Genomic DNA, 25313 nt, shown 5'->3' with positions numbered 1-25313 from the left:
ACCGCGGAGGGCCGGGCGCGGACGCGCGCCCGGCCCTCCGTGCGTTCACACCGCGGCGCGCTCGAGCCCGGTCACGGCCCGGCACCACCGGACGACGGCGCCGAGCACCTCGGGGTCCACCGGCCGGCGCAGCTCGCCGCGGTAGGCGCGCAGTGACGCCGGCCCCGGCTGGCGGCGCAGCGTGTGGGTGAGGTCGGGGACGAGCAGCGTCTCCACCGGCCCGGGGACGGCGTCCGCGATCTCCGCGAGGTCGCCGGGGCGGACCTGCAGGTCCTTGCTCCCCGTGACCGCCAGGACCGGCACGGTCAGCCGGGCGAGGTCGGTGCGCGGGTCGTGGGCCAGGAACTCCCGGTGCCAGCGCGCGTTGAGGCGCACCCCGCCGATGCGGGCGACGTCGGTGGTGGTCGCGCGGATCCGCTCGTGGTTGGCGGCCACCTTCGCCTCGAGGTCGGTGCGCAGCAGCCGCAGCAGGCCGCGCACCGGGGCGGGCAGCGTCGGGCCGATCTGCCGGGCCTGCCAGCGGAGCAGCTCGTCGCCCGGGGTCGCCGACCCTGCCAGCAGCACCACCCCGGCCACCGGGGCGCCGCGCGCGGCCGCCATCGCGGCGAGCAGCGCGCCCTCGCTGTGGCCGGCCAGGACGATGCGGCCGGCGTCCACCTCGGGGCGGGCGGCCAGGGCGTCCCGTGCCCGGACCAGGTCGTCGGCGTTGTCGTGCAGGCCGGCCCGCCGCCAGTCGCCGGGGCTGCCGCCGACGCCGCGCTTGTCGTAGCGCAGGGAGGCGAGCCCGCCCTCGGCCAGGGCGGCCGCCAGCTCCCGGGTGACGCCGAAGCGCGCCCGGTGGTGGTTCGAGTCCCGGTCCAGCGGCCCGGAGCCCGGCGCGAGCAGCACCGCGAGGACGGGGCCGGGGGAGTCCGGGAGGGTCAGCGTGCCGGCCAGCGGGGGATCGCCCGGCACGGTCACGGGGACCTCGCGGGCGCTCACCGCCCCACCGCCGCGACGACGGAGGCCGCGTCGTCGACGGTCACCAGCGCGGTGTCGAAGCGCTGGCCGGTGAGCTCGAGGCGGACGGCCGGGCCGCGACGGACGCTGACGAGGGTCTTCGTCCCCCGCCGGCGCCACGTGCCGATCCGGCGGGTGGGGAGGCCGAGGCCCGGGGCACGCAGGCCGCGCAGGGCGTCCAGGCCGTCGGGGACGACCTCGGCCGAGCGCACCGCGGCCAGCGGGACCTCGAGGTCGCGCAGCAGGCCGAGCACCTTCTCGGCCGGGGTGAGGGTGATCCGCAGGGTCGTGGGTGTCGTCTCGATCGCCGCCATGCCATCATCGTTCTCAAGAGCGAGACCGTTGTCAAGGATGAGAGAGGTGAGTGCGTGGCGTCAGCGGACCTGCTCCTGCACCCGGTGCGCCTCCGCGTCGTGCAGGCGCTGCTGGGCGATCGGACCCTGACCACAGGCGACCTGCACGCGGAGCTGCCCGACGTCGCGGTGGCCACGCTGTACCGGCACGTCGGGGTGCTCGCCGAGGCCGGGCTGCTGGAGGTGGTGGGGGAGCGCCGGGTGCGCGGCAGCACCGAGCGCACCTACCGGCTCGTGACCGCGGCCGCCTCCGTCGGGCCGGAGGAGGCGGCGGGGATGACACCCGAGCAGCACCGGCGCGCGTTCGGCACCTTCGTCGCCGCCCTGCTGGCCGACTTCGACCGCTGGGTCGACACCGGTACCGCCGTCCCGGGCGGACTGGACGCCGCCCGGGACGGGGTGGGGTACCGGATGACCGGCCTGTGGCTGGACGACGAGGAGTTCGCCGCCCTGGTCACCGACCTGCGGCAGGTGCTGGGCGACCGCCTGGCGAACGAGCCGGGCGGGCAGCGCCGCCGTCGCCTGGTCGGGACGGTGTTCCTGCCGGGCTGACTAAGCGGCGGCGCGGGCGGTCCTGCGCTCAGCCCTCCGCTCGGCCCGCGAGACCCGCTTGTTGGCCTTCGCCAGGGTCTTCGCGGCCTTCTCCACCCGCTTGGTGCCGCGGTCCACGGTGCCGCGGGTGAGCAGGCCGACGCCGATCCCGAGCAGCCACACGTCCTTGGCGACCGTCAGGCCCTGCTCGGTCGGGGCCAGGCTGCCCTCCTTGCGCATGCCGGGCGTGCGCAGGTAGAGGCCGAGCAGGCCGCCGGCGAACCCGGTCAGCACGGCGCCGGCCAGCGCGGTGGGCACGAACGGCGTCAGCAACGCGGCGCCGACCGCGATCTCCGCCGTCGACAGCAACTGGACGAACTGCTTCGGCTCGACGTTCTTGAGGAACGGGTAGGTCCCGCTGGCGAAGCCGTGCAGGCCGGCCGCGGTCTGGTCGTCAGCTGCACGCTTGCCCAGCCCGCTGTTGAGGATGAACGCGCCGGCCGAGATCCGCGGACCGATCTCGGACAGGGTGATGGGCAGGGCCATCGGGCACCTCGCAGGGTCGTCGGGGACGGTCGGGAGGACTCTTCCCGACCGCCCCCGCCACGACACCCCTGGGGGTCAGCGGCCTCCGCGCCGGCTGCGCCCGCTGAACGACGACGCCGAGTGCGTGCCGGCCCGTGCGGCCAGCTCGGCGCGGGTGCGCGCCGGGCCCGCGGTGCGCGAGCCGCCCCGGCCGCCGGCCGCGGGCTTCGCCGCCGCCGCGGTCCCGCCGGTGGCGGCACCCGAGCCGCCGCGGCGACGCCGTCCGCCGCCGCCCTGGCCCTGCGGCTGGGGGGCGGGGGCCGGGGCCGGCTCGACGAACGGCGCGGCGGGGCCGGTCAGCGTGGTGATCTGCTCCGCGCCGGGACGGACCTGGCTGACGACGGGCGTGATCCCGGCCTGGCGGGTCAGCGTGCGCACCTCGCCGTTCTGGTCCGGGGTGGACAGCGTGACCACCGTGCCGCCGGCACCGGCGCGCGCGGTGCGGCCGGAGCGGTGCAGGTAGGCCTTGTGCTCGGTCGGCGGGTCGACGTGCACGACCAGCGCGACGTCGTCGACGTGGATGCCGCGGGCGGCGATGTCGGTCGCGCACAGCACGCGGGTGCCGCCGTTGCTGAACGCCTCGAGGTTGCGCTCGCGGGCGTTCTGGCTGAGGTTGCCGTGCAGGTCGACGGCGGGGATGCCCGACGCGGTGAGCTGCTTGGCGAGCTTCTTGGCCTGGTGCTTGGTGCGGGTGAACAGCACGCTGCGGCCCAGCCCCGAGGCGAGCTGGCGCACGACCTCGGGCTTGTCGGCGGCCGACACCTGGAACACGTGGTGGGTCATCGTCGACACCGGCGCCACGGCCGGGTCGACCGAGTGCGTCACCGGCGAGTGCAGGTAGCGCTTGACCAGCACGTCGACGCCGTTGTCCAGCGTGGCGGAGAACAGCAGCCGCTGCCCGCCCTGCGGCGTGCGGTCCAGCAGCCGCTTGACGCCGGGCAGGAAGCCCAGGTCGGCCATGTGGTCGGCCTCGTCGAGCACGGTCACCTCGACGGCGGACAGGTCGGCGTGGCCCTGGCCGATGAGGTCCTCGAGCCGGCCGGGGCAGGCGACGACGACGTCGACGCCGGCGGCCAGCGCCTGCACCTGCGGGTTCTGCCCGACGCCGCCGAAGACGGTGGTGCAGCGCAGGCCGAGGGCCGTGGCCAGGGGCTCGACGGTCGCCATCACCTGGTTGGCGAGCTCGCGGGTCGGCACGAGCACCAGGGCGCGCGGCCGGCGCGGCTGGCGGCGGGTGGTGGAGGCGGCCAGCCGGGAGACCAGCGGCAGGGCGAAGGCGATGGTCTTGCCCGAGCCGGTGCGGCCGCGGCCGAGCACGTCACGGCCGGCCAGCGAGTCGGGCAGCGTCGCGACCTGGATGGGGAACGGCGCGGTGATGCCGCTGGCGGTCAGCACCTCGACCAGCGGGGCGGGGACGCCGAGCTCGGCGAAGGTGGTGTCGGTGGGCAGCACGGTGGCGACGTCGCCGGCGGGGATCTCCACGGCCGGGACGCTCTCGGTGCTGGTGGTCGCCGTCGTGGCGGTCGTCGTCGTGGCGGTCGTCGTCGTGGCGGGGGCCGCCATGGCGGTCGTCGTCGTGGCGGTACCCGTCCCGCGGCCGCGGCCACGGCCGCCGCGGCGGCGCGGCCGGGAGGTGCCGGCGGGGGAGGGGGGGTTCGGGGAGGTCATCGGTTCCTCGGGCGTTTCGGGTCGCCGTCGTCGGTCACCGTGCGCAGGCGCTGGCCCCGGATGCGGGGCGGAGCGCGCCGGCGGCGACGTCGGACAGCCGGGCGCGCCTCCGTGGCGCTGCACCAGCCCGACGTCGAGTCCTGCAGCTCCGGATGAGCGAGGGCAACGCCGGTATGCCCCACTCAACCAGACGCGGCTGCCGATCCTGCCGTCCGCGGAGGAGTCGCGTGTCACACCCGACTCCTCCGGGTGACGCCTCAGGCGCCGCGGTAGGTGCGCCGGTAGGCCCCGGGCGCGACCCCGATCGAGGCGCGCAGGTGCTGGCGCAGCGACGCGGGGGTGCCGAACCCGGCGTCGGCGGCGACCCGGTCGATGGAGGCGTCGGTGGACTCCAGCAGCCGGCGGGCCAGCGCGATCCGCTGCTGGGCCAGCCAGCGCAGCGGCGACAGGCCGGTCTCCTCGCGGAAGCGGCGGGTGAACGTGCGCACGCTCATCCGCGCGTGCGCGGCGAGGCCGGCGAGGGTGAGCGGCTCGGTCAGGTGCTCGAGCGCCCAGGCGCGGGTGGCCGCGGTCCCGGTGTCGCCGGCGTCGGGCAGCGGCCGCTCGACGAACTGCGACTGCCCGCCCTCCCGCCACGGGGCGACGACGTTGCGCCGCGCCACCCGGTTGGCCACCTCGCTGCCGTGGTCGCGCCGGACCAGGTGCAGCAGCAGGTCGATGCCCGCGGCGTTGCCGGCGCTGGTGAGCACGTCGCCGTCGTCGACGAAGAGCACGTCGGGATCCAGGCGCACCGAGGGGAACAGCCGGCCGAAGGCGGCGGCGTGCATCCAGTGCGTCGTTGCGGGCCGGCCGTCGAGCAGGCCGGCGGCGGCGAGGACGAAGGCGCCGGTGCAGATCGACAGCATCCGGGCGTGGGCGGCGGCGTCGCGCAGGGCCGTGCACAGCTCCTCGGGGACGCGGCCGTCGGCCATCGCCGGCCCGCCCTGCACGCCGGGGACGACGACGGTCGCCGCGGTCTCCAGCAGCGTGGCGTCGTGCTCGGGCGTGATCGAGTACCCGGCCGAGGTGCGCACCGGGCCGCCGTCGAGGGTGGCGACGCGGACCCGGTAGAGCGGGCGCTCGTCGGCGTCGACCGCCCCGCCGAGCAGCCGGTGCGGGAGGCCGAGCTCGAAGGCGATGGTGCCGGGGAGGGCGAGGACGGCGACCTCGTGGCGGGGAGGGCCTCCGGTCACGGCCGGACCCGGGCCTCCTGTCACGGCCGGACCCGGGCCTCCTGTCATGGCCGGATCTTTGCACGTGTTGGCCGTCGGGCCACTGTCGCCCCGGGGCCGGCGTCGGTCATGCTCTGCAGCCGTGACGACGCGGACCGCCCGGATCCACCCCGCCTGGTGGGTGGCCGCGGTGACCTTCCTGGCGCTCGTGGGCGCCGCCGCCTTCCGGGCGGTGCCCGGCGTGCTCATCGACCCGCTGCGCGAGGAGTTCGGCTGGTCGGTGTCGACGATCTCGGCGGCCGTCGCGGTCAACATGGCGCTCTACGGGCTGACCGCCCCGTTCGCCGCGGCGCTCATGGAGCGCTTCGGCATCCGGCGGGTCGTGGTCTGCGCGCTGCTGCTCACCGCGCTCGGCAGCGGCCTGACCGTGTTCATGACGGCGAGCTGGCAGCTGGTGCTGCTGTGGGGCTTCGCGGTCGGGCTCGGCACCGGGTCGATGGCGCTGTCGCTGGTGGCCACGGTGACCGGCCGCTGGTTCGTCGCCCGCCGCGGGCTGGTCAGCGGGATCCTCACCGCGGGCGGCGCGACCGGGCAGCTGGTGTTCCTGCCGCTGGTCGCCGCTGTCGCGGAGACCAGCGGCGGGTGGCGGGCGGCGTCGCTGGGGACCACGGTGGCCGCGCTCGCCGTCGTCCCGCTGGTGGTGTGGCTGCTGCGCGACCGCCCGCGCGACGTCGGCGCCGTCCCCTACGGCGGGACCGCCGCCGACGACGTCGACCCGGTGCGCACCGGTGCCGCCCGCAACGCCCTGCGCGGGCTGGCGGAGGCGGCGCGGTCGCGGCCGTTCTGGCTGCTGGCCGGCGGGTTCTTCATCTGCGGGCTGTCGACCAACGGGCTGGTGCAGCCGCACTTCATCCCGGCGGCGCACGACCACGGCATGCCGGTGACGACCGCGGCGACGCTGCTGGCCGTCGTCGGGGTCTTCGACATCGCCGGGACGGTGTTCTCCGGCTGGCTGACCGACCGCGTCGACCCCCGCGTGCTGCTGCTGGCCTACTACGGGCTGCGCGGGCTCTCGCTGTTCGCGCTGCCGACCCTGTTCGGGCCGGACCTGCACGTCAGCATGATCGCGTTCATCGTCTTCTACGGCCTGGACTGGGTGGCCACGGTGCCGCCGACGCTGGCGCTGGTCCGCGAGCACTTCGGCGCGCGGGCGCCCGTCGTCTTCGGGTGGGTGTTCGCCTCGCACCAGCTCGGGTCGGCGTTCGCCGCGTTCGGTGGCGGCGTGATCCGCGACGTCACCGGCTCCTACGACCTCGCGTGGTTCCTCGCCGGCGGGCTGTGCCTCGCCGCGGCGGCGATGTCGCTGTCGATCCGCCGTCGCCCAGCTCCGCCGGCCGTCCCGCCCGCCGTCCCCACCGAGCCGACCACCGCCTCCGCCGCCACCACCCACGGCTGACGGACCCGGGCGGCAGGGATGGCCGTCCCCGCCGCCCGACGGGTCAGTCGAGCCGCTCGAGGGTCATGCGCACGGTCTGCAGCCGGATCTCGCCGTCGCGGATCACGAACGTGTCGACGCCGTCGAGCACCCGGGCCTTCTCGGCGACCGCCGTCCACTCGATGAACAGCACGTCGTCCTCGAAGACCCGGGTGGGGATGTCCCACGCGGCGTCGGGGAGCTCGCCGAGCAGCACGGTCAACAGCTGCCGGATGCCGTCGCGCCCGCGCACGACCTGCTCCGGGGTGATCAGCACGGCGTCCTCGGCGTAGTCGGCGGCGATGGCGTCGGCGTCACCGGCGCCGATCGCGGCCACGTGGTGCTCGAAGACCTCCTGGGGCGTGCGCGCCATGGCTCCTCCTCGTTGCTGGTCCTGGCGGGACCCGAGGATGCTCCGGACGGCGGGCTGCGGACAGCCCCTCCCGCACGACCTCTCAGGCGGTGGCGACCAGGGCGGGGTCGACGGTGCGGCCGGCCAGGAGGTCGGCGGCACGCTCGGCGATCATGATCGTGGGCGCGTTGGTGTTGCCGCGGACCAGCGTCGGCATCACCGAGGCGTCCACCACCCGCAGCCCCTCGAGCCCGTGCACGCGCAGCTGCGGGTCCACGACCGAGTCGTCGTCGGTGCCCATCCGGCACGAGGACACCGGGTGGTACAGCGACTCGAGGGTGTCCCGCACCGACTGCCGCAGCCCCTCGCGCGTCCGCACCGAGCTCCCGGGCGACCACTCGCCGGCCAGCACCGACGCGAGCGGCCCCACCGCGGCGATCTCTCGGGCCTTCTCCACGCCGGTGACCAGCGCGTCGAGGTCGCGCTCGTCGGTGAGGTAGCCGGCGTCGATGGCCGGCGCCCACGTCGGGTCGGCCGAGCGCAGCCGCACCGAGCCGCGGGAGTGCACGTGCACCAGGACGGCGGCCGCGGTGAACGCGTCGACGTCGGGGTCGACCTCCGCCTGCCGCCAGAACTTGACCGGCAGGAAGTGGTACTGCAGGTCGGGGTGCTCGAGGTCGGGGCGCGAGCGGGTGAACAGCCCCGCCTCGGCCAGGTTCGACGACAGCGGCCCGCGCCGGGCGCCGAACCACCGCGCGTACCCCGACGGCGACTCCGCCCGCAGCAGCGACCTGCCGGACCGCACGTCCCAGATGACCGGCACCAGCGGGTGGTCCTGCAGACCGCCGCCGACACCGGGCAGGTCGTGGACGACGTCGACGCCGACCTCGCGCAGGTGGGCGCCGGGCCCGATGCCCGAGAGCATGAGCAGTTGCGGGGAGTTCACCGCACCGCCGCTGAGCACGACCTCGCCGGCCGCGTGTGCGGTGTGCGTCTGCCCGCCGCGCCGGTACTCCACGCCGGTGGCCCGCCCGCCCGACAGCAGCACCCGGGTGGTGAGCGCCCCGGTGAGCACGGTGAGGTTCGGCCGGCCCAGTGCCGGGCGCAGGTAGGCGTCGGCGGCCGACCAGCGGCGGCCGCGCCGCTGCGTCACCTGGTACTGGCCCACGCCGTCCTGGGTGGCGCCGTTGAAGTCGTCGTTGCGCGGGTAGCCGGCCGCCAGCGCCGACCCGACCACCGCGCGGGTCCACGCGTGCGGCGAGCGCAGGTCCTCGACCCGCAGCGGCCCGCCGACGCCGTGGAAGCGGTCGGCGCCGCGCGCGTTGTCCTCCATCCGCCGGAACAGCGGCAGCACCGCCTCGTAGGACCACGCCGGGTCACCGGTGAGCTGCGCCCACTCGTCGTAGTCGGCGGCCGCGCCGCGGACGTAGATCATCGCGTTGATCGACGACGACCCGCCCAGCAGCTTGCCGCGCGGCCAGAACAGCCCGCGGCCGCCGAGGCCCGGCTGCGGCTCGGTCGTGTAGTTCCAGTCCCGGCGGGTGCGCCAGACCTTGTACATCGCGGCCGGGATCTGCACCTCGAGGACGTCGTCGGAACCGCCGGCCTCCAGCAGCAGCACCCGCACCGAGGGGTCCTCGGTCAGCCGGGCGGCCAGCGCGCAGCCGGCCGACCCGGCCCCCACGACGACGACGTCGTACTCCGTCCCGGGTGCCGGGTCCTGCACGTCGGTCACCGGTGCCGCCCGTGCACCATGCCCATCACCCGCGCCAGCGCGTCGGCCGCGGCCGGCGGGCGGGTGAACGACATGAGGTTCACCGGCAGCGCGTACCTCTGCCGGGTGATCGCCTTGGCGCGGGTGAACTCCTTGAGCCCGTCCTCGCCGTGGATCCGGCCGAAGCCGCTCTCGCCCACGCCGCCGAAGGGCAGCGCCGGGATCGAGGCGAAGGTCAGCACGGAGTTCACGCTGGTCATGCCGCTGCGCATCCGGCGGGCGAGGTCCATCGCGCGCGCCTTCGACCGGCTGAACACCGCGCCGGCCAGCCCGTAGGACGTCGCGTTGGTCCGCGCCAATGCCTCCTCGGCGTCGGCGACCCGGGTGATGGTGAGCGTCGGCCCGAAGGTCTCCTCGCGCACCGCGGAGGAGGACTCGGGGACGTCGAGCAGCACGGTCGGCGGGATGAACCCGCCGTCGACGGTGCCGCCGAGCACGGCCCGGCCGCCGGAGGACGTCGCGTCCTCGAGGTGCCGCTTCACGACGTCGGTCTGCGCGGCCATCGTCATCGGGCCGTAGGCGGCCTCGTCGTCGGAGCCGGGGCGCAGTCCGCGCACCCGCTCGGTGACCTCGGCGACGAACCGGTCGTACACCGGCGCGGTGGCGTAGACCCGCTCGATGCCGATGCAGGTCTGCCCCGCGTTGCTCATGGCGCCCCACACGGCGGCGTCGGCCGCGGCGGCGACGTCGGCGTCGTCGTCGACGATCATCGCGTCCTTGCCGCCGAGCTCCATGAGCACCGGGGTGAGCGTCTCGGCGCAGGCGGCCATGACCTTCCGCCCGGTGGGCGCCGAGCCGGTGAAGGCGAGCTTGCCCACGCCGGCGCGACACAGGGCGGCCCCGGTCTCGCCGAACCCGGTGACGACCTGGAAGGCGTCGGCGACGTCGGGGACGGCGGCCCGCCAGGCGGCGGCCAGCCACGCGCCGACGGCGGGCGTGTACTCCGAGGGCTTGAAGACGACGGCGTTGCCCGCGGCCAGCGCGTAGGCGATCGAGCCCATCGGCGTGAACACCGGGTAGTTCCACGGGCCGATCACGCCGACGACGCCGAGCGGCTGGTACTCCAGGTACGCGGCGTGGTTGGCCGCGAGCATCCCGGCGCGCACGCGGCGCTCGCCGAGCGTCTTCCGTGCGTGCGTGCCGGCCCAGGCCAGGTGGTCGATGGCCAGGGTGATCTCGAGGATCGCGTCGGCGTGCGGCTTGCCGTTCTCCCGGTGCACCAGGTCGGCGAGCTCGTGCAGCCGGCGGGCCAGGTAGCCGCGGTAGGCGGCCAGCCGCTGCCGGCGCCCGTCGAACCCGAGCTCGGCCCAGCGCTGCGCGGCCGGGCGGGCCCGCTCGACGGTCTCCTGCACCGCGGAGTCGTCGTGCACGGGGAAGACGCCGACGACGGCACCGGTGGCCGGGTTCGTCGACTCGAAGGTCTCGGTGGTGGCGTGCCGGTCGACCGTGCCGGCGGCGCCTGCGGTGACCGTGTCCATCTGCTCGGCGAGCGACATGTGGCGCAGGTTACCCGGCAAGTTACTCATGCGTAGCTCCGGCCGGGGACCCGTTCGGGGGACCCGCGCGCTGCCATGCTGACGCCCGTGGCCGACCCCTTCGACACCGCGGGCGTGCGCCGCCGCGTGCTGGCGGCGTGGGCCGGCTCCCCGGCGCGCTTCCGCGAGGACGCCAACGCCGAGGAGGACCTGGTCCGCGGCGGGTACCGGGACCGGCTGCTGGTCGAGCTGGCGCAGAACGCCGCCGACGCCGCCCTCCGCGCCGGCGTGCCCGGCCGGCTGCGGCTGGAGCTGGTCGACGTCGGCGGCGGGGGAGAGGTGCTGCACGCCGCCAACACCGGGGCGCCGCTGGACGCCGACGGCGTCACGGGGCTGGCCACCCTGCGCGCGTCGGCGAAGCGGGACGAGGTCCAGACCGTCGGCCGCTCCGGAGCCGCGGGTGGGCGCCGGCTCCAGACCGTCGGCCGCTTCGGGGTCGGGTTCGCCGCCGTCCTCGCCGTCAGTGACGAACCCGCCGTCCACTCCACCACCGGCGGCGTGCGGTTCAGCGCGGCGCACACCCGGGCCGCGGTGGCCGACGTCCCGGCGCTCGCCGCCGAGCTGGGCCGCCGCGACGGCGCCGTCCCGGTGCTGCGGCTGCCGTGGCCGGCCGAGGGGCCACCGCCGGAGGGATACGCCACCGACGTCGTCCTGCCGCTGCGCGCCGGCTCGCGGGCCGCCGTCCGCGCCGCGCTCGAGCAGCTGGAGGCCGAGCTGCTGCTCGCGCTGCCGGGGCTCGCCGAGGTCGAGGTCGTCGTCGACGGGACCGCGCGCCTGCTCACCTGCACGTCCGAGCCGCCGCTGGCCCACGTCCGCGACGGCGACCGCACCACCACCTGGCGCCTCGCGACCCGCAGCGGCGAGCTGCCCGCAGACCTGCTGGCCGACCGCCCGGTCGAGGAGCGCGCCCGCCGCGGCTACACCGTGACCTGGGCGGTCCCCCTCGACGACGACGGCCGGCCGGTTCCCCTGACCGGGCGCCAGGTCCTGCACGCGCCCACCCCGAGCGACGAGCCGCTGTCGCTCCCGGTGCGCCTCGTCGCGCCGTTCCCGCTGGGGCCCGACCGCCGGCACGTGGCGCCCGGCCCGGTCACCGACGCGCTGGTCACCGTCGCCGCGGACACCTACGCCGACCTGGTCACCGCGCTCGCCGGCGACCCCGCGGTGCTGGCCCTGGTTCCCCGCATCGGCCTGGCCGCCGCCGAGCTCGACGCGGCGCTCGGCTCGGCGGTCCTCGACCGGCTGCGCGCCGCGCCCTGGCTGCCGCAGGCCGACGACGCCGGCGCCCGGCAGCTCCCTCCCCGCGCCGCCGTGCTCGACGACGACCGGGAGGAGCCGGTCGAGGTCCTCGCCGGCGTCCTGCCCGGGCTGCTGCCGGCCGGCTGGTCCCGCCGCGACGGCGCCCCCGCGCTGGCCGCCCTGGGCGTGCGGCGGGTCGGCCCGGCCGCGGTGGTCGAGGCGGTCGCCGGGATCAGCCGGCCGCCGCAGTGGTGGGCCCGGCTCTACGCCGCGCTCGACGGCGCCGACCGCGAGGAGCTCGGCGCCCTGCCCGTGCCGCTGGCCGACGGGCGCACCGCCTCCGGCCCGGCCGACGTGCTCCTGCCCGCCGACGACCTGCCGGTGGCGCACCTGGGGCCGCTGTCCCTGCGGGTCGCCGAGCCCGCCGCGGTGGCGCCCCCGGCCGCGCGGCGGCTGCTCGAACGGTTGGGCGCGCGCCCGGCCACCGCCGCCGTCCTGCTCGCCGACCCCGCCGTGCGGGCCGCGGTGGAGGAGTCGGTGGACGCCGTCGAGGAGGGGTGGGACGACGGCGACCCGGCCGCGCTGGCGCGGGCGGTGCTGGCGCTGGTCGCCGCCGCCGGCACCGCGCCCGGTGAGCTGCCGTGGCTGGCCGAGCTCGCGCTGCCCGACGCCGACGGTGCGTGGGCGCCGGCGGGGGAGCTGCTGCTGCCCGGCACGCCGCTGGCCGCGGTGCTCACCGACGGCGCCCTCGGGACGCTCGACCCGGACTTCGCCGCGGAGCACGACCCCGCGACCCTGCGCGCGGCCGGGGTGCTCGCCGACTTCGCGCTGGTCCGCGCCGAGGACCCCGACGACCTCGACGTCGACGCCGCCGACGAGTGGGCCGACGCCGTCGTCGACCGGCTGCCACCCGGCGCGCCGCCGCCGTCGTGGCCGCCGCTGACCGCCGTCCGGGACCTGGAGCTGGTCGCCGACTGGGCCGCCGCGCTGCCGCTGCTGGCCGCGCTGCCCGACGAGGCGTGGGCCGACGTCGTCCTCGACGGCGTGCCGGTGCCCGGCTACCTGCGCTGGTGGCTCGGCACGCACCCGGTGCTCGGCGGCCGCCGGCCCGACCGGCTCTGCGCGCCGGGCAGCCGGGAGCTGCAGGGGTTGTACGACGCCGCCACCGGTCCGGAGGCGGTGCTCGGGCGGCTGCGCCTGCCGGCCACCGTCGAGGACGTCCTCGCCGACGTCGACACCGCGCTCGACCTGCTCGAGCGGCTGGGCGACCCGGACCGCACCGTGCCGGCGCCGGTGCTGCGGACCGTGTACGCCCGCCTCGCCCGGGCGCTCGACGGCGTCGACGTCGACCCGCCTGCGGGCGTGCGGGTGGCGCCGGACCGCGTGGCCGACCCCGGGCGCGAGGCCGTCCTCGTGCTGGACGCGCCGTGGCTGCAGCCCCTGGCCGGCGCGCTGCTCGTGCCGGCCGGCGGCGCGCCCGGGCCGGTGGCCGACCTGCTGGACCTGCCGCTGGCGAGCGAGCGGGTGCGGGCGGAGGTCAGGAGCACGCCGGTGCGCCGCCAGCGGTGGGCCGCGGTGCCCGGTGCCGACCTCGCCGCCGCCCGCCTCGGGGTGCCGGAGCTGACGGGGGAGGTCGCCGTGCACGAGCCGCTGCTCGCCGGCGGCCGGGCGGTGCCGTGGTGGCCCGGCGAGGCGGTCGACTGCGTGGACGGGAGCCCGGGCGCGCTCGGCCGGGCGCTGGCCTGGCGGGCCGGCGCCTGGCCGCTGCGCCAGGCGCTGGCCGAGGCCTTCGCCGAGCCCGGCCGCTCGGCCGACCTCGCCGCGGAGGACGCGGTCGAGTGAGGACCCCCCTGCCCCCCGACGCTCGCGAGCTCGCGTCGGGCCCCTGCAGGGGGGCCTTGATCGACCGGGCGGCCGTCAGTGCCAGCGGGGAGCGGCCAGGGCGCCGGGCGCGTGCCCGTGCGCCGAGGTCCGCCCGCCGCCCCGGCGGGCGGGGAGGCCGCCGGCCGTCGGCGCGGCCGCGGTCGACCGCCAGCAGGAGAACAGCGACGTCCACTGCTCCGCCGTCAGCGAGCCGGCGCGGGCGGTCGGCGCCAGACCGGCGGTGCGGAGCCAGCGGATCCCGGCGGTCCCGGGGAGCTGGGCGCGCAGGACCGGGCCGAGCGCCGCCCCGGGGGAGGCGAGCACCGAGGAGGCGAGCCGCTCGAAGGCGGCGGCGTCCGCGGCGGGGAGGGCGTCGCGCGCGGCAGCGGCCTCCGATGGCAGGGAACGGGCGGGCAGGGAACGGGCGGGCAGGGAACGGACGGGCAGGGAACGGACGGGACGTGACACGGGGGCCTCCGGGAGGGAGGTCGGACCGGCCGCGGGCAGCCGGCAGCCAGGGAGGGGAACGCCCGGGAGGGCGGACGGGAGCGGGGAGGGGAACTCGACCCGCGGGCGCCCCGGTCGGGGACGCGGACGTCGCAGCGAGGCGGACGGCTCAGGAGCGCATGCCGCGACGGTAGGGCGCCCGGGCGCGCCCCGTCGAACGGTTTACCGCTGCTCGTCGGTGGCGCGGGCGGCGCGGCGCGCCTGGTGGGCCTCCCAGCGCTCGCGGTCGCGGGCGCGGGACCCGGCGGTGCGCTCCCAGCGGGCCTTGCGCCGGCGGGCGCGCAGCATCTCGCGCTCCTCGAAGGAGGCGTGCGCGTCCCAGTCCTGCGCCATTGCGAGGACGAGCAGCAGGACGGCGCCGAAGATGACCAGCCCCGCGCTGACGATGACGTCGGGGATCGCGAGGAACGCCACGACCGAGACCGCCGCCCAGACCGCGATCGCCAGTCCCAGTCGCGTCTTCACGACGACCAGTATCCCCGCCGTCGCGAGCGGGCCGGCGGGGCCGGGGGAGGCGGCGGGAGGAGGTCTGCGCCACGCCCGGCCGCCGTGGCCCGGCTGCCCGTCCCGCGGGGGCCGCCGGCGGTGGTGTGCCTGGTCACGGCCCCGGTCGGGAGTGGGCGACACGCCGGGACGCGACGGGGGGCACCCCGGCGCGGACCTTGCGTCCCTCCGGCACCGGGCCTACCGTCCGGGTTGCGGTTCAACATCCAGCCGTGCATCCCCATGCCGGACTCCGCGCCGTGGTGTGGCCTTCCCAAGCCGCTGTCCTCCGCACGGGTTCGCTCTCCACAGAGGAGCGCACCGTGACCACTCTCTCCCAGGGCCCACCCGCCACCCCAGGCCCGCTCGACGACCTGCTCACCGTCGACACCGTGATCTCGGACGACGTCGTCCGCCTCGTGCTGTCCGGTGAGGTCGACTGCGCCACCGCGCCGATGCTGCGCCGCGCGCTCGACACCGCCTTCGCCTCCGGCCCGCGTGTGGTGACCGTGGACCTCGTGGCCGTGACCTTCCTCGACTCCGCCGGCCTCTCCGCGCTGGCCGTCGCCCACCGCACCGCCGCCGGCCAGGACACCCGTCTGCGGGTCCTCGTCGGCACCCGCGCCGTCAGCCGGGCGCTGCAGGTCACCGGCCTGTGGGACCTGCTCGGCGTCGAGCAGGTCGGGTCCGGGGCGGGCGTCGGCGCCGCCTGACCGGGGAGTCGCCGGCCCGGGAGGGGCCACCCTCGCCGGTCCGTCCGGCGGGGAGCAGACTCGGTGTCGAGGGCGGGGCCGTGCCCGCACCGACGAGCCGAGGAGGACGCCGTGCGTGACGCGGTCATCTGTGAGCCGCTGCGGACCCCGGTCGGGGGCTTCGGGGGGTCCCTGCGGGACGTGCCCGTGCAGGACCTGGCCTCGACCGTCGTCAAGGCGCTCCTCGAGCGCACCGGCCTGCCGCCGGAGTCGGTCGACGACGTCGTCCTCGGCCACTGCTACCCGACGATGGAGGCGCCGGCCATCGGCCGCGTCGCCGCGCTGGACGCCGGCCTCCCGGTGACCGCCGCGGGCATCCAGGTCGACCGCCGCTGCGGGTCGGGCCTGCAGGCGGTGCTCTACGCGGCGATGCAGGTGCAGACCGGCTCGGCCGAGGTGGTGCTGGCCGGCGGTGCCGAGTCGATGAGCAACGCGCCGTTCTACTCGACCGCGATGCGGTGGGGCGTCAAGGCCGGCCCGGGCGTCCTGCTGCAGGACGGCCTGGCCCGCGGCCGCGTCACCGCCGGCGGGGTGAACCACCCGGTGCCCGGCGGCATGCTCGAGACCGCCGAGAACCTGCGCCGGGAGTACGGGATCGGGCGCGAGGAGCAGGACGAGTACTCCGTCCGCAGCCACCAGCGCGCCGCCGCCGCCACCGAGGCCGGTCGCTTCGCCGACGAGATCGTCCCGGTGACCGTCAAGGGCCGGAAGGGCGACACCGTCGTCGACCGTGACGAGCACATCCGCCCCGACTCGAACGTCGAGACGCTGGCGAAGCTGCGCCCGATCATGGGGAAGGACGACCCCGAGGCCACCGTCACGGCCGGCAACGCCAGTGGCCAGAACGACGGCGCCGCGATCTGCGTCGTCACCTCGCCGGAGAAGGCGGCCGAGCTCGGGCTGCGCCCGCTGGCCCGCATCGTGTCGTGGGCGGTGGCCGGCGTGCCGCCGAAGACCATGGGCATCGGCCCGGTCCCGGCGACGGCGAAGGCCCTCGACCTCGCCGGCCTCAAGCTCTCCGACATCGACCTCATCGAGCTCAACGAGGCCTTCGCCAGCCAGGTGCTGGCGGTGACCCGCGAGTGGGGCTTCACCGAGGCCGACTTCGACCGGATGAACGTCAACGGCTCGGGCATCTCGCTCGGCCACCCGGTCGGCGCCACCGGCGGCCGCATCCTCGCCACGCTGACCCGCGAGATGGACCGCCGCGGCGCCCGCTACGGCCTGGAGACGATGTGCATCGGCGGCGGGCAGGGCCTGGCCGCCGTCCTCGAGCGGATGTGAGGACCCCGCTGCCCCCCGCCACTCGCAGGCTCGCGGCGGGACCCTGCAGCGGGGCCGGGAGCCCACCCGGCGGGGCCGGGGGCTGCCGGGCATGATCGGCCGGCAGCCCCCGATCCCGAGGAGAGCCTCCCCATGAGCGAGTCCACCGCCCGCGTCGCGATCGTCACGGGCGCCGCCCGCGGCATCGGTGCGGCCACCGCGCTCCGCCTGGCCGCCGACGGTTTCGCCGTCGCGGTCATCGACCTCGACGAGTCCTCGACCGCCGGCACCGTGCAGGCGATCGAGGCCGCGGGCGGTCGCGCGCTGGGAGTCGGCGCCGACGTCGGGGACGCCGAGCAGGTGCAGGCCGCCGTCGACCGGGTCGCCGCGGAGCTGGGCCCGCCGGTGGTGCTCGTCAACAACGCGGGTGTCACCCGCGACAACATGCTGTTCAAGATGACCGACGCCGACTGGGACCTGGTCATGCACGTCCACCTGCGCGGCTCGTTCCTCATGGCGCGCGCCTGCCAGAAGTACATGGTGGACGCGAAGTGGGGCCGCGTGGTCAACCTGTCCTCGACGTCGGCGCTGGGCAACCGCGGGCAGGCGAACTACGCCACCGCCAAGGCCGGGCTGCAGGGCTTCACCAAGACGCTGGCCATCGAGCTGGGCAAGTTCGGCGTCACCGCCAACGCGATCGCGCCGGGGTTCATCCAGACGGAGATGACGAAGGCCACCGCCGAGCGGATCGGCCGCGACTGGGAGGAGTACGTGGCCGAGCGCGCCGCGGCGATCCCGGTGGCCCGCGCCGGCGTCCCCGAGGACATCGCGCACACCGTCTCGTTCTTCGTCAGCGAGGGCGCGGGCTTCGTGTCCGGCCAGGTCGTCTACGTCGCGGGCGGCCCCCGCACCTGACCGCACGCGGGGCGGCAGACATGGCCATCTCTGCCGCCCCCGGTCAGGACGAGGGGTCCCGGTCGGGGTAGCGGGCGCGGGCCAGGGCGTAGACGCCGAACGCGGCGAACCCCACCGCGACGACGGTGAGCAGTGCCGGGCCCGCCCCCGTGCGGCCGATCGCGGTCACGGCGCCGTCGAGACCGGTGGCGGTGGAGACGTCGGCCGTCGTCGCCGCCCGCCACAGCAGCACCCCGACGACGCCGAACGCCACGCCCTTGGCCACGTAGCCGATCCGGCCGACGACCTCGATGAGTGGCTCCCAGCGGTCGGGCGCGGCGGGCAGGTCGATGTCGCGCATGAAGCCGCCCGTGGCGCCGCGCCACGCCGAGTAGGCGCCCACCGCGAGGACGCCGGTCGCGGCCGCCGCCACCGCCACCGCGCCGCCGGGCACCTCGAGCGTCTCCCCGGTCAGCTCGCGCAGCCGCTCGTCGGCCTCGTACTCCGCGCCGACGCCGAACAGCAGCGCGGTGACCCCGAGGACGGCGTAGACGGCCGCCTTGGCCAGGCACTTGGCGCAGACGACGGCGGTGCGGACGCGGTGCTCGGCGTCCAGCAGCCCGTGCCACCACAGCAGCACCTCGCCGGCCTGCCACAGCGCCAGCGCGAGCAGCCCCAGGGCGATCGCCCACAGCAGCACCGACCCGCCCGGCGTGCCCGCGACGGTCTCCAGCGCGCCGGTCTGGTCGGCGTCGGTGCCACCGGCGCCGCGGGACACCCGCCAGGTCAGCCAGCCGATCAGCAGGTGCACCACGCCGTAGGCCACCAGGCCGACCCGCGCGACGGCGGCCAGCACGGGGTGGTCGGTGACCTCCCGGGCGGCCGCGACCGCCCGGTGCACCGGGTCGAGCGGGCCGGGCACCCCTAGGTGCGCTCGGGGTAGCGCGCCCGGACGAAGCAGAAGGCGCCGAACGCGGCGATGCCGAGGGCGACCAGGGTCAGCAGGGCCTTGCCGAACGGGGCGTCGAGGACCGTGCGCAGGGCGCCGTCGAGACCGGAGGCCTTGGCGGGGTCGAAGGTGACCGCCGCCCAGACGAACAGCGCGCCGACCACCGCGAGGGCCACGCCCTTGGCCGGGTAGCCGATCTGGCCGAGGCGGGTGACCGTGCGCTCGGCGGCCGGGGGCGCGGAGGCGAGGTCGATCTCCTTGAGGAAGCTCTTCTTGGCGCCCTTGATCACGTGGTGGACGCCGACGGCGATGACCACCAGGCCGAGCAGCCCGACCAGCCAGCGACCGCCGGGCCAGCCGAAGACGCCGGCCGCGGTCTGCTGCTGTTGCGCCGAGCTCGACGAGCCGTTGCCGGTGGCGAAGCGGAACGCGGTGTACGCCAGGGCCGCGTAGACGACCGCCTTGGCGACGGCCTTGACCGTCTTCTTGACCGCCCGCTTGCGGGTCTCACCGGTCGCCGACCAGCCCGACCGCCAGCGCAGCACCTCGGCGATCTGCCACAGCGCGAGGGCGACGAGCCCGATGCCCAGCACCCACAGCAGCGGCTTGCCGACCGGCGAGGAGGCCACCGTCTCCATGGCGCCGGACTGGTCGGCCGACTGCCCGCCGCCGCCCCAGGCCAGCTGCAGCGCCAGCCACGCGATGAGCAGGTGCACCACGCCGTAGGCGATCAGCCCGACACGCGCGAGGTTCTCGAGGGCGTCGCTGTTCCCGGCCCGGCCGGCCGCGCCCGTCGCCGTTCCCGGACCACTCATGGAACGCCTCCTCTCGGCTCCCCTGGTGCGACGGACCAGCGTGGCACACGGGCGGCTGCCGCGCCGGGTCGCGGATCAGCCCACCGGCGCGCGCGCGGACCGGTCCGCCGGGCACGTCCGCGGATGCGGGACACTGGCGCCGTGGCGAACGCGACGACGGCAGCACCCGCGCCCCTCCGGACCGAGCGGGAGACCGCCCGCCGGGCGTGGCCGCTGCGCGCCGCCCTCGGCGCCGGGCTGGTCGTGCTCGCCGTGGTCGCCGTCGTCACCGGTGACCTCGGCGCCCGGCTGCTGCTCGGCGGGCTCGGCCTGCTCGCCGCGGTGCGCGGGGCCGGGCTGCTGCGGGCGGGCGCGGTGCCGCCCGGTGCGGCCTCCGTCGCCGGCGGGCTGGCCGCGGTCGCCGTGGCGGTCACGTCGGCTCCGGTCACCGGCTGGGTCCTGCTGGCCGGGGTGCCGCTGACCCTCCTGGCCGGCGCGGGCGTCGCGCTCGCCCGCGGCGGGGCCGCCCGTCGCGCCGGCGCCGCCCTGCTGGTGTGGACGGCACTCGTCGGCGCCCTGCTCGCCGGAACGCTCGCCGTCCAGGGCGCAGACCGCGCCGCCGCCGTCGCCACCGTGGTCGCCGCCCTGGCCACCGGCCTCGCCGCGGTGCCGCTGCTGGTCGCCGCCGCCGGCCTGCGCGCGGTCGCGTCGGCCCCCGAGCCGCCCCGCGCCGCCGGCTGTGCGGGCTGCGCCTGCTCGGGCGGCGGCTGCGGCATCCCGCGCGACTAGCGGGCCACCCGCCAGACCGTCGCCCGCGCGCAGGTGGCGACGACGACCAGCGAGCCGTCGGCCGCGGCGCCGAGGCCGTCGGCGCTGCCGTCGTCGCACAGCCGCAGCTCACCGGTGACGGTGCCGCCGTCGTTGTCCAGCCGGGTGAGGCCGACCCGGTCGTGCAGCACCCACAGCTCCCCGTCGACGACGGCCAGCTCGGCGGGTGCGGTCTCCACGGGCAGCAGCGTCTCCGGCGCGTCGGCCCCCGGGGCGACGGCGACCACCGCCGCGGAGCCGGAGTCGGCCGCGACGACCGCGTAGGCGGTGCCGTCGGGGCCGACCGCCAGCCCGGTGGGCGCCGACCCCTCGCCGGGCAGCAGGGCCACCGGGTCGCCGGCCGGCGCGAGGTCGGCGTCCAGGCGCAGGAGCACCGCGGCGGTGGTGTCGCCGTCGGCGCGGGGGACGACCGCCGTCACCACCACCGAGCCGTCGGGCGCGGCGGCCACGGCCTCGACGCCGGACCCCGCGGGGACCGGCAGGTCCGCGGTGGCGGTGACCCGCGCGGTGGCCGGGTCCACGCGCACCAGCACCGGGGCGCCGTCGGCCCGCTCGACGCCGACCAGCAGCCCGCCGTCGGGGATGGCCGCGGCGACGGTGTCGGTGGCGTCGGCGGGGAAACCCGCGACGGGCTCGGACCCGCCGAACCGGCCGGCCGCGGGATCCACCCGCCCCAGCGCGTAGCCCGAGGCGTAGTCGCCCGCCACGAGCGTGCCGCTGTCGGTGACGAGCACAGCGTCGGCGCGGGTGTCCTGCGGCAGCGTCACCTCGCCGGTGACCTCGCCGGTGGCGGGCGAGACGACGGTCAGCCCGCTGCCGCCGTAGGGGTCGGCGACCAGCAGCAGCGTCTCCTCGCCAGTGATCGTGACCCCGGTGACCAGACCCGGCGTGCTGCTGGTCGGCGTGGTGGAGCCCAGCACGCTCAACGGGACGGCGCCGGCGCGGTCGATCGCCCCGGCGACGGTGGAGGTGCAGCCGGTCAGTGCCGCTGCGGCGAGGACGAGCAGGGTGGCCGGGAGGGAGCGGGGTGGCATGGCGTCACCCTCGGATCGGGACCTCGGAGCGGGCTTGCGCCCGGCTTGAGGCCGTTCCGCTGACGGGGCGGTGGGTAGGGGAGCGGGCGTGAGTGGACACGTCTTCGTCGTCGGCGCCGACCTCACCCGCCTGTCCTGCGACGACGTGCTCGTGCCCACCGGCCGCACCCTGCGGATCGCGCGCAGCTGGCGGGCGCTGCTGCCCGACGACCTGGTGACCGACGAGGACGCCGAGGGCGTCCGCGTGCACCTGGCGTGGCACGGCGAGGAGCGGGTGCTCGCGGTCCCCGGGAGCGGCGCGCGGCAGGCCTGGCTGCTCGACACCGTCGACGACTGCGGCCGCGGGCTCGGCTGGCTGCTCGACGGCGCCCGCGAGGCGCTGGCCGCCGTCGCCCGCCGCGAGGTGGCCGAGCCGGTGCACGGCCGGGCGCGGCGGCTGGTCGGGCTGCCGGCGCTGGGCACCGGCTGGGGCGGGGCGGCCGGACGGCGCGGCGACCTGCTGCAGCAGCTGTTGCCGGTGCTGCGCGAGGCGGCCGACGAGCACGGTTTCGACGTCGCGCTGGTGCTGCGCGGGCCCAGCGACCTGGCCGCCGCCCAGCGCATCCGCCGGGAGGACACCGCCGGCTGGGACCTGCCCGATCCGCTGCGTGTGCTGGCCGAGCAGCTGGGAGAGCGGGCCCGGCGCGGCCAGCTCGCGCTGTTCATCGGCGCCGGGGTGAGCGCGGCGGCCGGGCTGCCCACCTGGGAGCAGCTGCTCGACGAGCTGGCCGGGCACTCGGGCCTCGACGACGACCTGCGCGAGGGGCTGTCCCGGCTGCCGCCGCAGGACTCCGCGGCGCTGCTGGCCCGCGAGCTCGGCCGGGAGCGGCTCGAGGACTTCGTGCAGGAGCGCTTCGGCCCCGGCCCGTACGCGCTCGCGCACGCGCTCATCGCCGACCTGCCCGTGCAGGAGTTCGTGACCACCAACTACGACCCGCTGGTCGAGCTCGCCGCCGCCGACATCGGCCGCGACCTGTCGGTGCTGCCCTACGACGAGGCCCGGCCCGGGCGGCCCTGGCTGCTCAAGCTGCACGGCGACGCCGCGCACCCCGAGAGCATCGTCCTCACGCGCGAGGAGTACCTGCAGCTGGGCGACTCGCGGGCCGCGCTGGCCGGCGTCCTGCACTCGCTGCTGCTCACCCGGCACGTGCTCTTCGTGGGCACCTCGATGCTCGACGACGACCTCATCCGCATCGCCCACCAGGTGCGCAGTGCCGTGCAGGGCTCCGACGGAGGGGCGCGGCACCCGTCGGGCACCGTGCTCGCGCTGCAGGAGGACGCCGCGCGCAGCCGGCTGTGGGAGCAGGACGTGGAGACGGTGGCGATGGCGCGGGGCGACACGCCCCCGGCGGAGGCCGCGCGCCGGCTGGAGGTGCTGCTCGACCTCATCGGCTGCCTGTCCACCCCGCCCACCGGCTACCTGCTCGACCCGGCCTACCGCGGGATGCTGTCGGACGAGGAGCGGGTGCTGGCCGAGGCGCTGCAGGAGGTGTCCGAGGTGCTGCCCGAGGGCGCGGGGACGCCGTCGGCGGCCGGGGAGGTCGCCGCCCTGCTGCGCCGGCTGGGCGCCGGGCGCTCCGCGGGGCGCCAGGACGGGCCGGGCGACGGCGCGGACGCCGACGGGCCGGCCGACGAGGCGACCGACCGCCGCGACGACCGGCTGCAGGCCCAGCGTCCCGGGTGAGCGGTTGACCCGTCCTCGCGAGGGGAACGGCGAGACGCATGCGTCTCGAGAACTCGATCGCCCTGCTCACCAAGGGCTACGCCTGGCTGCCCGACCTGCGCCGCGCGCACGGCAGGCAGGCGGTCGGCACGAGGCTGGGCGGACTGCCCGCGGTCGGGATCCAGGGACCCGAGGCGGCGCGGTTCCTCTACGACGAGGACCACGTGAGCCGCGCGCACGCCATCCCCGAGCCGGTGCAGGGCACGCTGTTCGGCAAGGGCGCCGTGCACACCCTCGACGGCGAGGCGCACCGGGTCCGCAAGGCGATGTTCGTGGCCATGCTCATGGACGGCGCCGGCATCGACGCGCTCACCGCCCGGGCCACCGCCGCGTGGGACGACGCCGCGCGGGAGTGGGCGACCCGTCCGGAGTTCGTGGTCTTCGACGAGTCGGCGCGGGTGATCGCCGGCGCCGTCACCCGGTGGGCCGGCGTCCCGCTCGACGACGCCGAGGTGCCCGCGCTGACCCGCGACCTCCTCGCGATGGTCGACGGCTTCGCCACCGGCGGGCCGCGGCACTGGCGCGCCCGGCGGGCCCGCGGCCGGCGCGAGGACTGGCTGGCGACGGTCGTGCGCGAGGTCCGCTCGGGCCGGACGGCGACGCCGCCGGGCTCGGTGCTCGAGACGGTCGTCCGCCACCGCGACGCCGACGGCGGGCACCTCGACCCGCGGCTGGCCGCCGTCGAGCTGCTCAACGTCATCCGCCCGACCACCGCCGTCGCGTGGTTCATGGCCTTCTCCGGGCACGCGCTGGCCCGCTGGCCGGAGTACCGGAAGCGGCTGGCCGGCGCCGACCCGGCGTTCGCCGAGGCGTGGGCGCACGAGGTGCGGCGGTTCTATCCCTTCGCGCCGTTCATCGGCGGCCGGGCGCCGCAGCGGCTGGAGTTCGGCGGGCAGTCGATCCCGAGGAACGCGATGGTGCTGCTCGACCTCTACGGGCAGAACCACGACCCGCAGCTGTGGGAGGACCCCTACGCCTTCCGGCCCGAGCGCTTCCTCGGCCGCGAGATCGGGGAGTTCGACCTCGTGCCCCAGGGCGGCGGGGACGCGCGCACCAACCACCGCTGCCCGGGCGAGCAGATCACCGTGGCGCTGCTCGCCGCGCTGGCGCCCCGGTTGGCCGCGCTGGAGGCCGACCCCGCACCCGACCAGGACCTCACCATCGCGCTGCACCGGATCCCGGCCCGCCCGGCCAGCGGTGTGGTGATGCGCCCCCGCTGACTCCTCCCGCGCACGCTCGTGCTCTGCCCACAGTTGTGGGCAGAGCACGAGTCGCCGCGGGAGGAGTCCTGCCGGGCGTCAGCGGGGCTCCAGCAGCCACAGCACGGCCTCGCCGTCGCAGCGGGCGGCGAACGCGACCCGGCCGTCGCTGCCGGCCGCGACCGAGCCGACCCCGTCGTCGCACAGCGTCAGCGGATCGCTGACGTCCCCGGTGGCCGCGTCGGCGGAGCTCAGCAGCGCGCCCGCGACCGTGCCGCCGGCCAGCCAGATGGTCCCGCCGGCGACGGCGAGGTCCGCCACCGCCACGTCGAGGTCGTCGTCGCCGGTCAGCGACGTCGCGGTGTCCCCACCCGGCGCGATCGCCCAGAGGGACTCGACCGACCGGGTGCCCTCGGGCCGGCCGGAGGCCGTCGCGTACACGGTGCCGTCGCGCCCGACGTTCACCGCCGAGGCGAGCGAGGAGGACCACTCCGGCGCGATCACCACCGGGTCCCGCAGCGGCGCGAGGCCGGCGTCCACGGTCAGCACCACCGCGTGCTCGTCGGAGCGCCCGGCTCCCTGCCGGTCGAGGACCTGCGCCACGACGGCCACCGTCTCTCCGTCCGGCGCCACGGCGAGGTCGGTCACCGCGACGAGGTCGGCGCCCTCGCCGGGGTCGCCGAGGTCGAGCGGGGCGGAGGCGAGGACCTCGCCCGTGGCGGGGTGGACGGTGAGCAGGACCGGGCCGTCGTCGATCCGGGACACCGCGAGGTACAGGACGCCGTCGGAGCCGAGCACGGCCGAGGTGCCGCTCAGCGTCGCGCCCTCGGGCAGCTCGACCGGCACGGTCGCGGTGACCGCGCCGGACGCCGGGTCGACCACCTGCAGCGCGTAGGCGACCGGTCCGGACCCCGGCCACACCACCCCCGCCACGACCGCCGACCCCTCCCAGCCGAACGCGGTGTCGGGGTCGGTGCCGGGAGCGAGCGGGGCGACGGACCGGACCGCGGCGTCCGCGGTGCCGACGACGGCCAGCGCCGCGCCGGCCTCGGGCACGGCGCCCGCCACGAGTACCAGCAGCGTCCCGTCGGGCCCGGGCAGCACCGCCCGCGGGTCGGCGTGGTCGCCGGCCGGGGCGTCGCCGGGCACCGTGACGACGATCCGCGCGGCCTCCTGCACCGGCGGGGCGGCCGTGCAGGAGGCCGTGGCGAGGACGACGGCGGGCAGCAGGAGGAGCGGGCTCAGCAGACGGGACCGGGACACG

23 protein-coding genes are annotated in these 25313 nt (G+C 77.1%); 9 read left to right on the top strand and 14 right to left on the bottom strand.

Features of this window, described 5'->3' with window-relative positions:
• Positions 1-45: 45 nt before the first annotated feature.
• Positions 46-981 carry an alpha/beta hydrolase family protein gene (locus tag FN207_RS16575; RefSeq protein WP_142459571.1) on the bottom strand — a complete coding sequence of 312 codons (936 nt, stop codon included), beginning with the start codon at positions 979-981 and terminating at the stop codon, positions 46-48.
• Positions 978-1313 (bottom strand): hypothetical protein, encoded by a 336-nt coding sequence (locus FN207_RS16570; protein WP_142459570.1) that lies wholly within the window; start codon positions 1311-1313, stop codon positions 978-980. Before FN207_RS16570 ends, FN207_RS16575 begins: the two co-directional genes overlap by 4 nt.
• A gap of 54 nt (positions 1314-1367) precedes the next feature.
• Here FN207_RS16570 and FN207_RS16565 point away from each other — a divergent pair, with 54 nt between their 5' ends.
• Positions 1368-1904: a helix-turn-helix domain-containing protein gene (locus tag FN207_RS16565; RefSeq protein ID WP_142459569.1), complete on the top strand. Its 537-nt coding sequence runs from the start codon at positions 1368-1370 to the stop codon at positions 1902-1904.
• Here the strand turns inward: FN207_RS16565 and FN207_RS16560 are convergent, their stop codons facing one another.
• The 3 genes from FN207_RS16560 to FN207_RS16550 all read right to left on the bottom strand — a co-directional run bounded on the left by FN207_RS16560 (position 1905) and on the right by FN207_RS16550 (position 5368).
• Positions 1905-2429 (bottom strand): hypothetical protein, encoded by a 525-nt coding sequence (locus tag FN207_RS16560; RefSeq protein WP_142459568.1) that lies wholly within the window; start codon positions 2427-2429, stop codon positions 1905-1907. It abuts the gene before it with no gap.
• 75 nt (positions 2430-2504) lie between these two features.
• The gene (locus tag FN207_RS16555; RefSeq protein WP_246066113.1) at positions 2505-4031 is read right to left on the bottom strand and encodes a DEAD/DEAH box helicase; all 1527 of its coding nucleotides are present in this window, start codon (positions 4029-4031) and stop codon (positions 2505-2507) included.
• A 362-nt stretch (positions 4032-4393) separates the two neighbouring features.
• Complete coding sequence (locus tag FN207_RS16550; RefSeq protein ID WP_246066112.1) at positions 4394-5368, bottom strand: GlxA family transcriptional regulator; 975 nt, start codon at positions 5366-5368, stop codon at positions 4394-4396.
• Positions 5369-5489: 121 nt separating this feature from the next.
• Here FN207_RS16550 and FN207_RS16545 point away from each other — a divergent pair, with 121 nt between their 5' ends.
• Positions 5490-6803, top strand: coding sequence for an MFS transporter (locus FN207_RS16545; RefSeq protein WP_246066111.1), 1314 nt, complete (start codon positions 5490-5492; stop codon positions 6801-6803).
• Between the two features lie 43 nt (positions 6804-6846).
• On the opposite strand, the gene FN207_RS16540 is transcribed toward FN207_RS16545, so the two are convergent.
• From FN207_RS16540 to FN207_RS16530, 3 genes are all read right to left on the bottom strand, one after another.
• Positions 6847-7194, bottom strand: coding sequence for a nuclear transport factor 2 family protein (locus FN207_RS16540; RefSeq protein ID WP_142459565.1), 348 nt, complete (start codon positions 7192-7194; stop codon positions 6847-6849).
• Between the two features lie 82 nt (positions 7195-7276).
• Positions 7277-8908 carry a GMC family oxidoreductase gene (locus tag FN207_RS16535; protein WP_246066110.1) on the bottom strand — a complete coding sequence of 544 codons (1632 nt, stop codon included), beginning with the start codon at positions 8906-8908 and terminating at the stop codon, positions 7277-7279.
• Complete coding sequence (locus tag FN207_RS16530) at positions 8905-10443, bottom strand: aldehyde dehydrogenase family protein (protein WP_142459564.1); 1539 nt, start codon at positions 10441-10443, stop codon at positions 8905-8907. The genes FN207_RS16535 and FN207_RS16530 overlap by 4 nt, the downstream gene beginning before the upstream one ends.
• A gap of 87 nt (positions 10444-10530) precedes the next feature.
• On the opposite strand from FN207_RS16530, the gene FN207_RS16525 reads away from it, so the two are divergent.
• Positions 10531-13563: a sacsin N-terminal ATP-binding-like domain-containing protein gene (locus FN207_RS16525; RefSeq protein ID WP_246066109.1), complete on the top strand. Its 3033-nt coding sequence runs from the start codon at positions 10531-10533 to the stop codon at positions 13561-13563.
• Between the two features lie 75 nt (positions 13564-13638).
• Here FN207_RS16525 and FN207_RS16520 read toward each other — a convergent pair whose 3' ends face one another.
• Positions 13639-14052, bottom strand: coding sequence for a hypothetical protein (locus FN207_RS16520; RefSeq protein ID WP_142459562.1), 414 nt, complete (start codon positions 14050-14052; stop codon positions 13639-13641).
• 201 nt (positions 14053-14253) lie between these two features.
• Positions 14254-14556: a hypothetical protein gene (locus FN207_RS16515; protein ID WP_142459561.1), complete on the bottom strand. Its 303-nt coding sequence runs from the start codon at positions 14554-14556 to the stop codon at positions 14254-14256.
• 341 nt (positions 14557-14897) lie between these two features.
• Between FN207_RS16515 and FN207_RS26355 the strand changes: the two genes are divergently transcribed.
• The 3 genes from FN207_RS26355 to FN207_RS16495 all read left to right on the top strand — a co-directional run bounded on the left by FN207_RS26355 (position 14898) and on the right by FN207_RS16495 (position 17504).
• A complete protein-coding gene (locus FN207_RS26355; protein ID WP_185938381.1) occupies positions 14898-15287 on the top strand; it encodes an STAS domain-containing protein in 390 nt (129 codons plus the stop codon).
• Positions 15288-15398: 111 nt separating this feature from the next.
• Positions 15399-16610: an acetyl-CoA C-acetyltransferase gene (locus FN207_RS16505; protein WP_142459559.1), complete on the top strand. Its 1212-nt coding sequence runs from the start codon at positions 15399-15401 to the stop codon at positions 16608-16610.
• A 132-nt stretch (positions 16611-16742) separates the two neighbouring features.
• Positions 16743-17504: an SDR family oxidoreductase gene (locus FN207_RS16495; protein WP_142459558.1), complete on the top strand. Its 762-nt coding sequence runs from the start codon at positions 16743-16745 to the stop codon at positions 17502-17504.
• 43 nt (positions 17505-17547) lie between these two features.
• Here the strand turns inward: FN207_RS16495 and FN207_RS16490 are convergent, their stop codons facing one another.
• Together FN207_RS16490 and FN207_RS16485 are read right to left on the bottom strand one after the other, a co-directional pair.
• Positions 17548-18405, bottom strand: a complete 858-nt coding sequence (locus tag FN207_RS16490) for a DUF1206 domain-containing protein (RefSeq protein ID WP_142459557.1) — start codon at positions 18403-18405, stop codon at positions 17548-17550.
• A 2-nt stretch (positions 18406-18407) separates the two neighbouring features.
• A complete protein-coding gene (locus tag FN207_RS16485; protein ID WP_142459556.1) occupies positions 18408-19247 on the bottom strand; it encodes a DUF1206 domain-containing protein in 840 nt (279 codons plus the stop codon).
• A gap of 141 nt (positions 19248-19388) precedes the next feature.
• Between FN207_RS16485 and FN207_RS16480 the strand changes: the two genes are divergently transcribed.
• Positions 19389-20015 carry a hypothetical protein gene (locus FN207_RS16480; RefSeq protein ID WP_142459555.1) on the top strand — a complete coding sequence of 209 codons (627 nt, stop codon included), beginning with the start codon at positions 19389-19391 and terminating at the stop codon, positions 20013-20015.
• On the opposite strand, the gene FN207_RS16475 is transcribed toward FN207_RS16480, so the two are convergent.
• Positions 20012-21088: an NHL repeat-containing protein gene (locus FN207_RS16475; protein ID WP_142459554.1), complete on the bottom strand. Its 1077-nt coding sequence runs from the start codon at positions 21086-21088 to the stop codon at positions 20012-20014. The two genes, FN207_RS16480 and FN207_RS16475, sit on opposite strands and share 4 nt — an antisense overlap.
• An 88-nt stretch (positions 21089-21176) precedes the next feature.
• On the opposite strand from FN207_RS16475, the gene FN207_RS16470 reads away from it, so the two are divergent.
• Together FN207_RS16470 and FN207_RS16465 are read left to right on the top strand one after the other, a co-directional pair.
• The gene (locus FN207_RS16470) at positions 21177-22811 is read left to right on the top strand and encodes an SIR2 family NAD-dependent protein deacylase (protein ID WP_142459553.1); all 1635 of its coding nucleotides are present in this window, start codon (positions 21177-21179) and stop codon (positions 22809-22811) included.
• 38 nt (positions 22812-22849) lie between these two features.
• Positions 22850-24070: a cytochrome P450 gene (locus tag FN207_RS16465; protein ID WP_142459552.1), complete on the top strand. Its 1221-nt coding sequence runs from the start codon at positions 22850-22852 to the stop codon at positions 24068-24070.
• A gap of 78 nt (positions 24071-24148) precedes the next feature.
• Here the strand turns inward: FN207_RS16465 and FN207_RS16460 are convergent, their stop codons facing one another.
• Positions 24149-25312 (bottom strand): hypothetical protein, encoded by a 1164-nt coding sequence (locus FN207_RS16460; RefSeq protein ID WP_142459551.1) that lies wholly within the window; start codon positions 25310-25312, stop codon positions 24149-24151.
• Position 25313 lies beyond the last annotated feature (1 nt).

Source organism: Geodermatophilus aquaeductus (genome assembly GCF_900182545.1).
GTDB classification, from domain to species: Bacteria; Actinomycetota; Actinomycetes; order Mycobacteriales; family Geodermatophilaceae; genus Geodermatophilus; species Geodermatophilus aquaeductus.
Note: the sequence above shows the minus strand (reverse complement) of the source record. Positions and strands in the feature narration are given on the sequence as shown.

What these genes read in the sequence shown, in the direction of transcription:
- FN207_RS16570 (WP_142459570.1), bottom strand. Translation starts at nt 1,313, where the DNA reads ATGGCGGCGATCGAGACGACACCCACGACCCTGCGGATCACCCTCACC.
- FN207_RS16560 (WP_142459568.1), bottom strand. Translation starts at nt 2,429, where the DNA reads ATGGCCCTGCCCATCACCCTGTCCGAGATCGGTCCGCGGATCTCGGCC.
- FN207_RS16555 (WP_246066113.1), bottom strand. Translation starts at nt 4,031, where the DNA reads ATGGCGGCCCCCGCCACGACGACGACCGCCACGACGACGACCGCCACG.
- FN207_RS16540 (WP_142459565.1), bottom strand. Translation starts at nt 7,194, where the DNA reads ATGGCGCGCACGCCCCAGGAGGTCTTCGAGCACCACGTGGCCGCGATC.
- FN207_RS16530 (WP_142459564.1), bottom strand. Translation starts at nt 10,443, where the DNA reads ATGTCGCTCGCCGAGCAGATGGACACGGTCACCGCAGGCGCCGCCGGC.
- FN207_RS16495 (WP_142459558.1), top strand. Translation starts at nt 16,743, where the DNA reads ATGAGCGAGTCCACCGCCCGCGTCGCGATCGTCACGGGCGCCGCCCGC.
- FN207_RS16485 (WP_142459556.1), bottom strand. Translation starts at nt 19,247, where the DNA reads ATGAGTGGTCCGGGAACGGCGACGGGCGCGGCCGGCCGGGCCGGGAAC.
- FN207_RS16475 (WP_142459554.1), bottom strand. Translation starts at nt 21,088, where the DNA reads ATGCCACCCCGCTCCCTCCCGGCCACCCTGCTCGTCCTCGCCGCAGCG.
- FN207_RS16465 (WP_142459552.1), top strand. Translation starts at nt 22,850, where the DNA reads ATGCGTCTCGAGAACTCGATCGCCCTGCTCACCAAGGGCTACGCCTGG.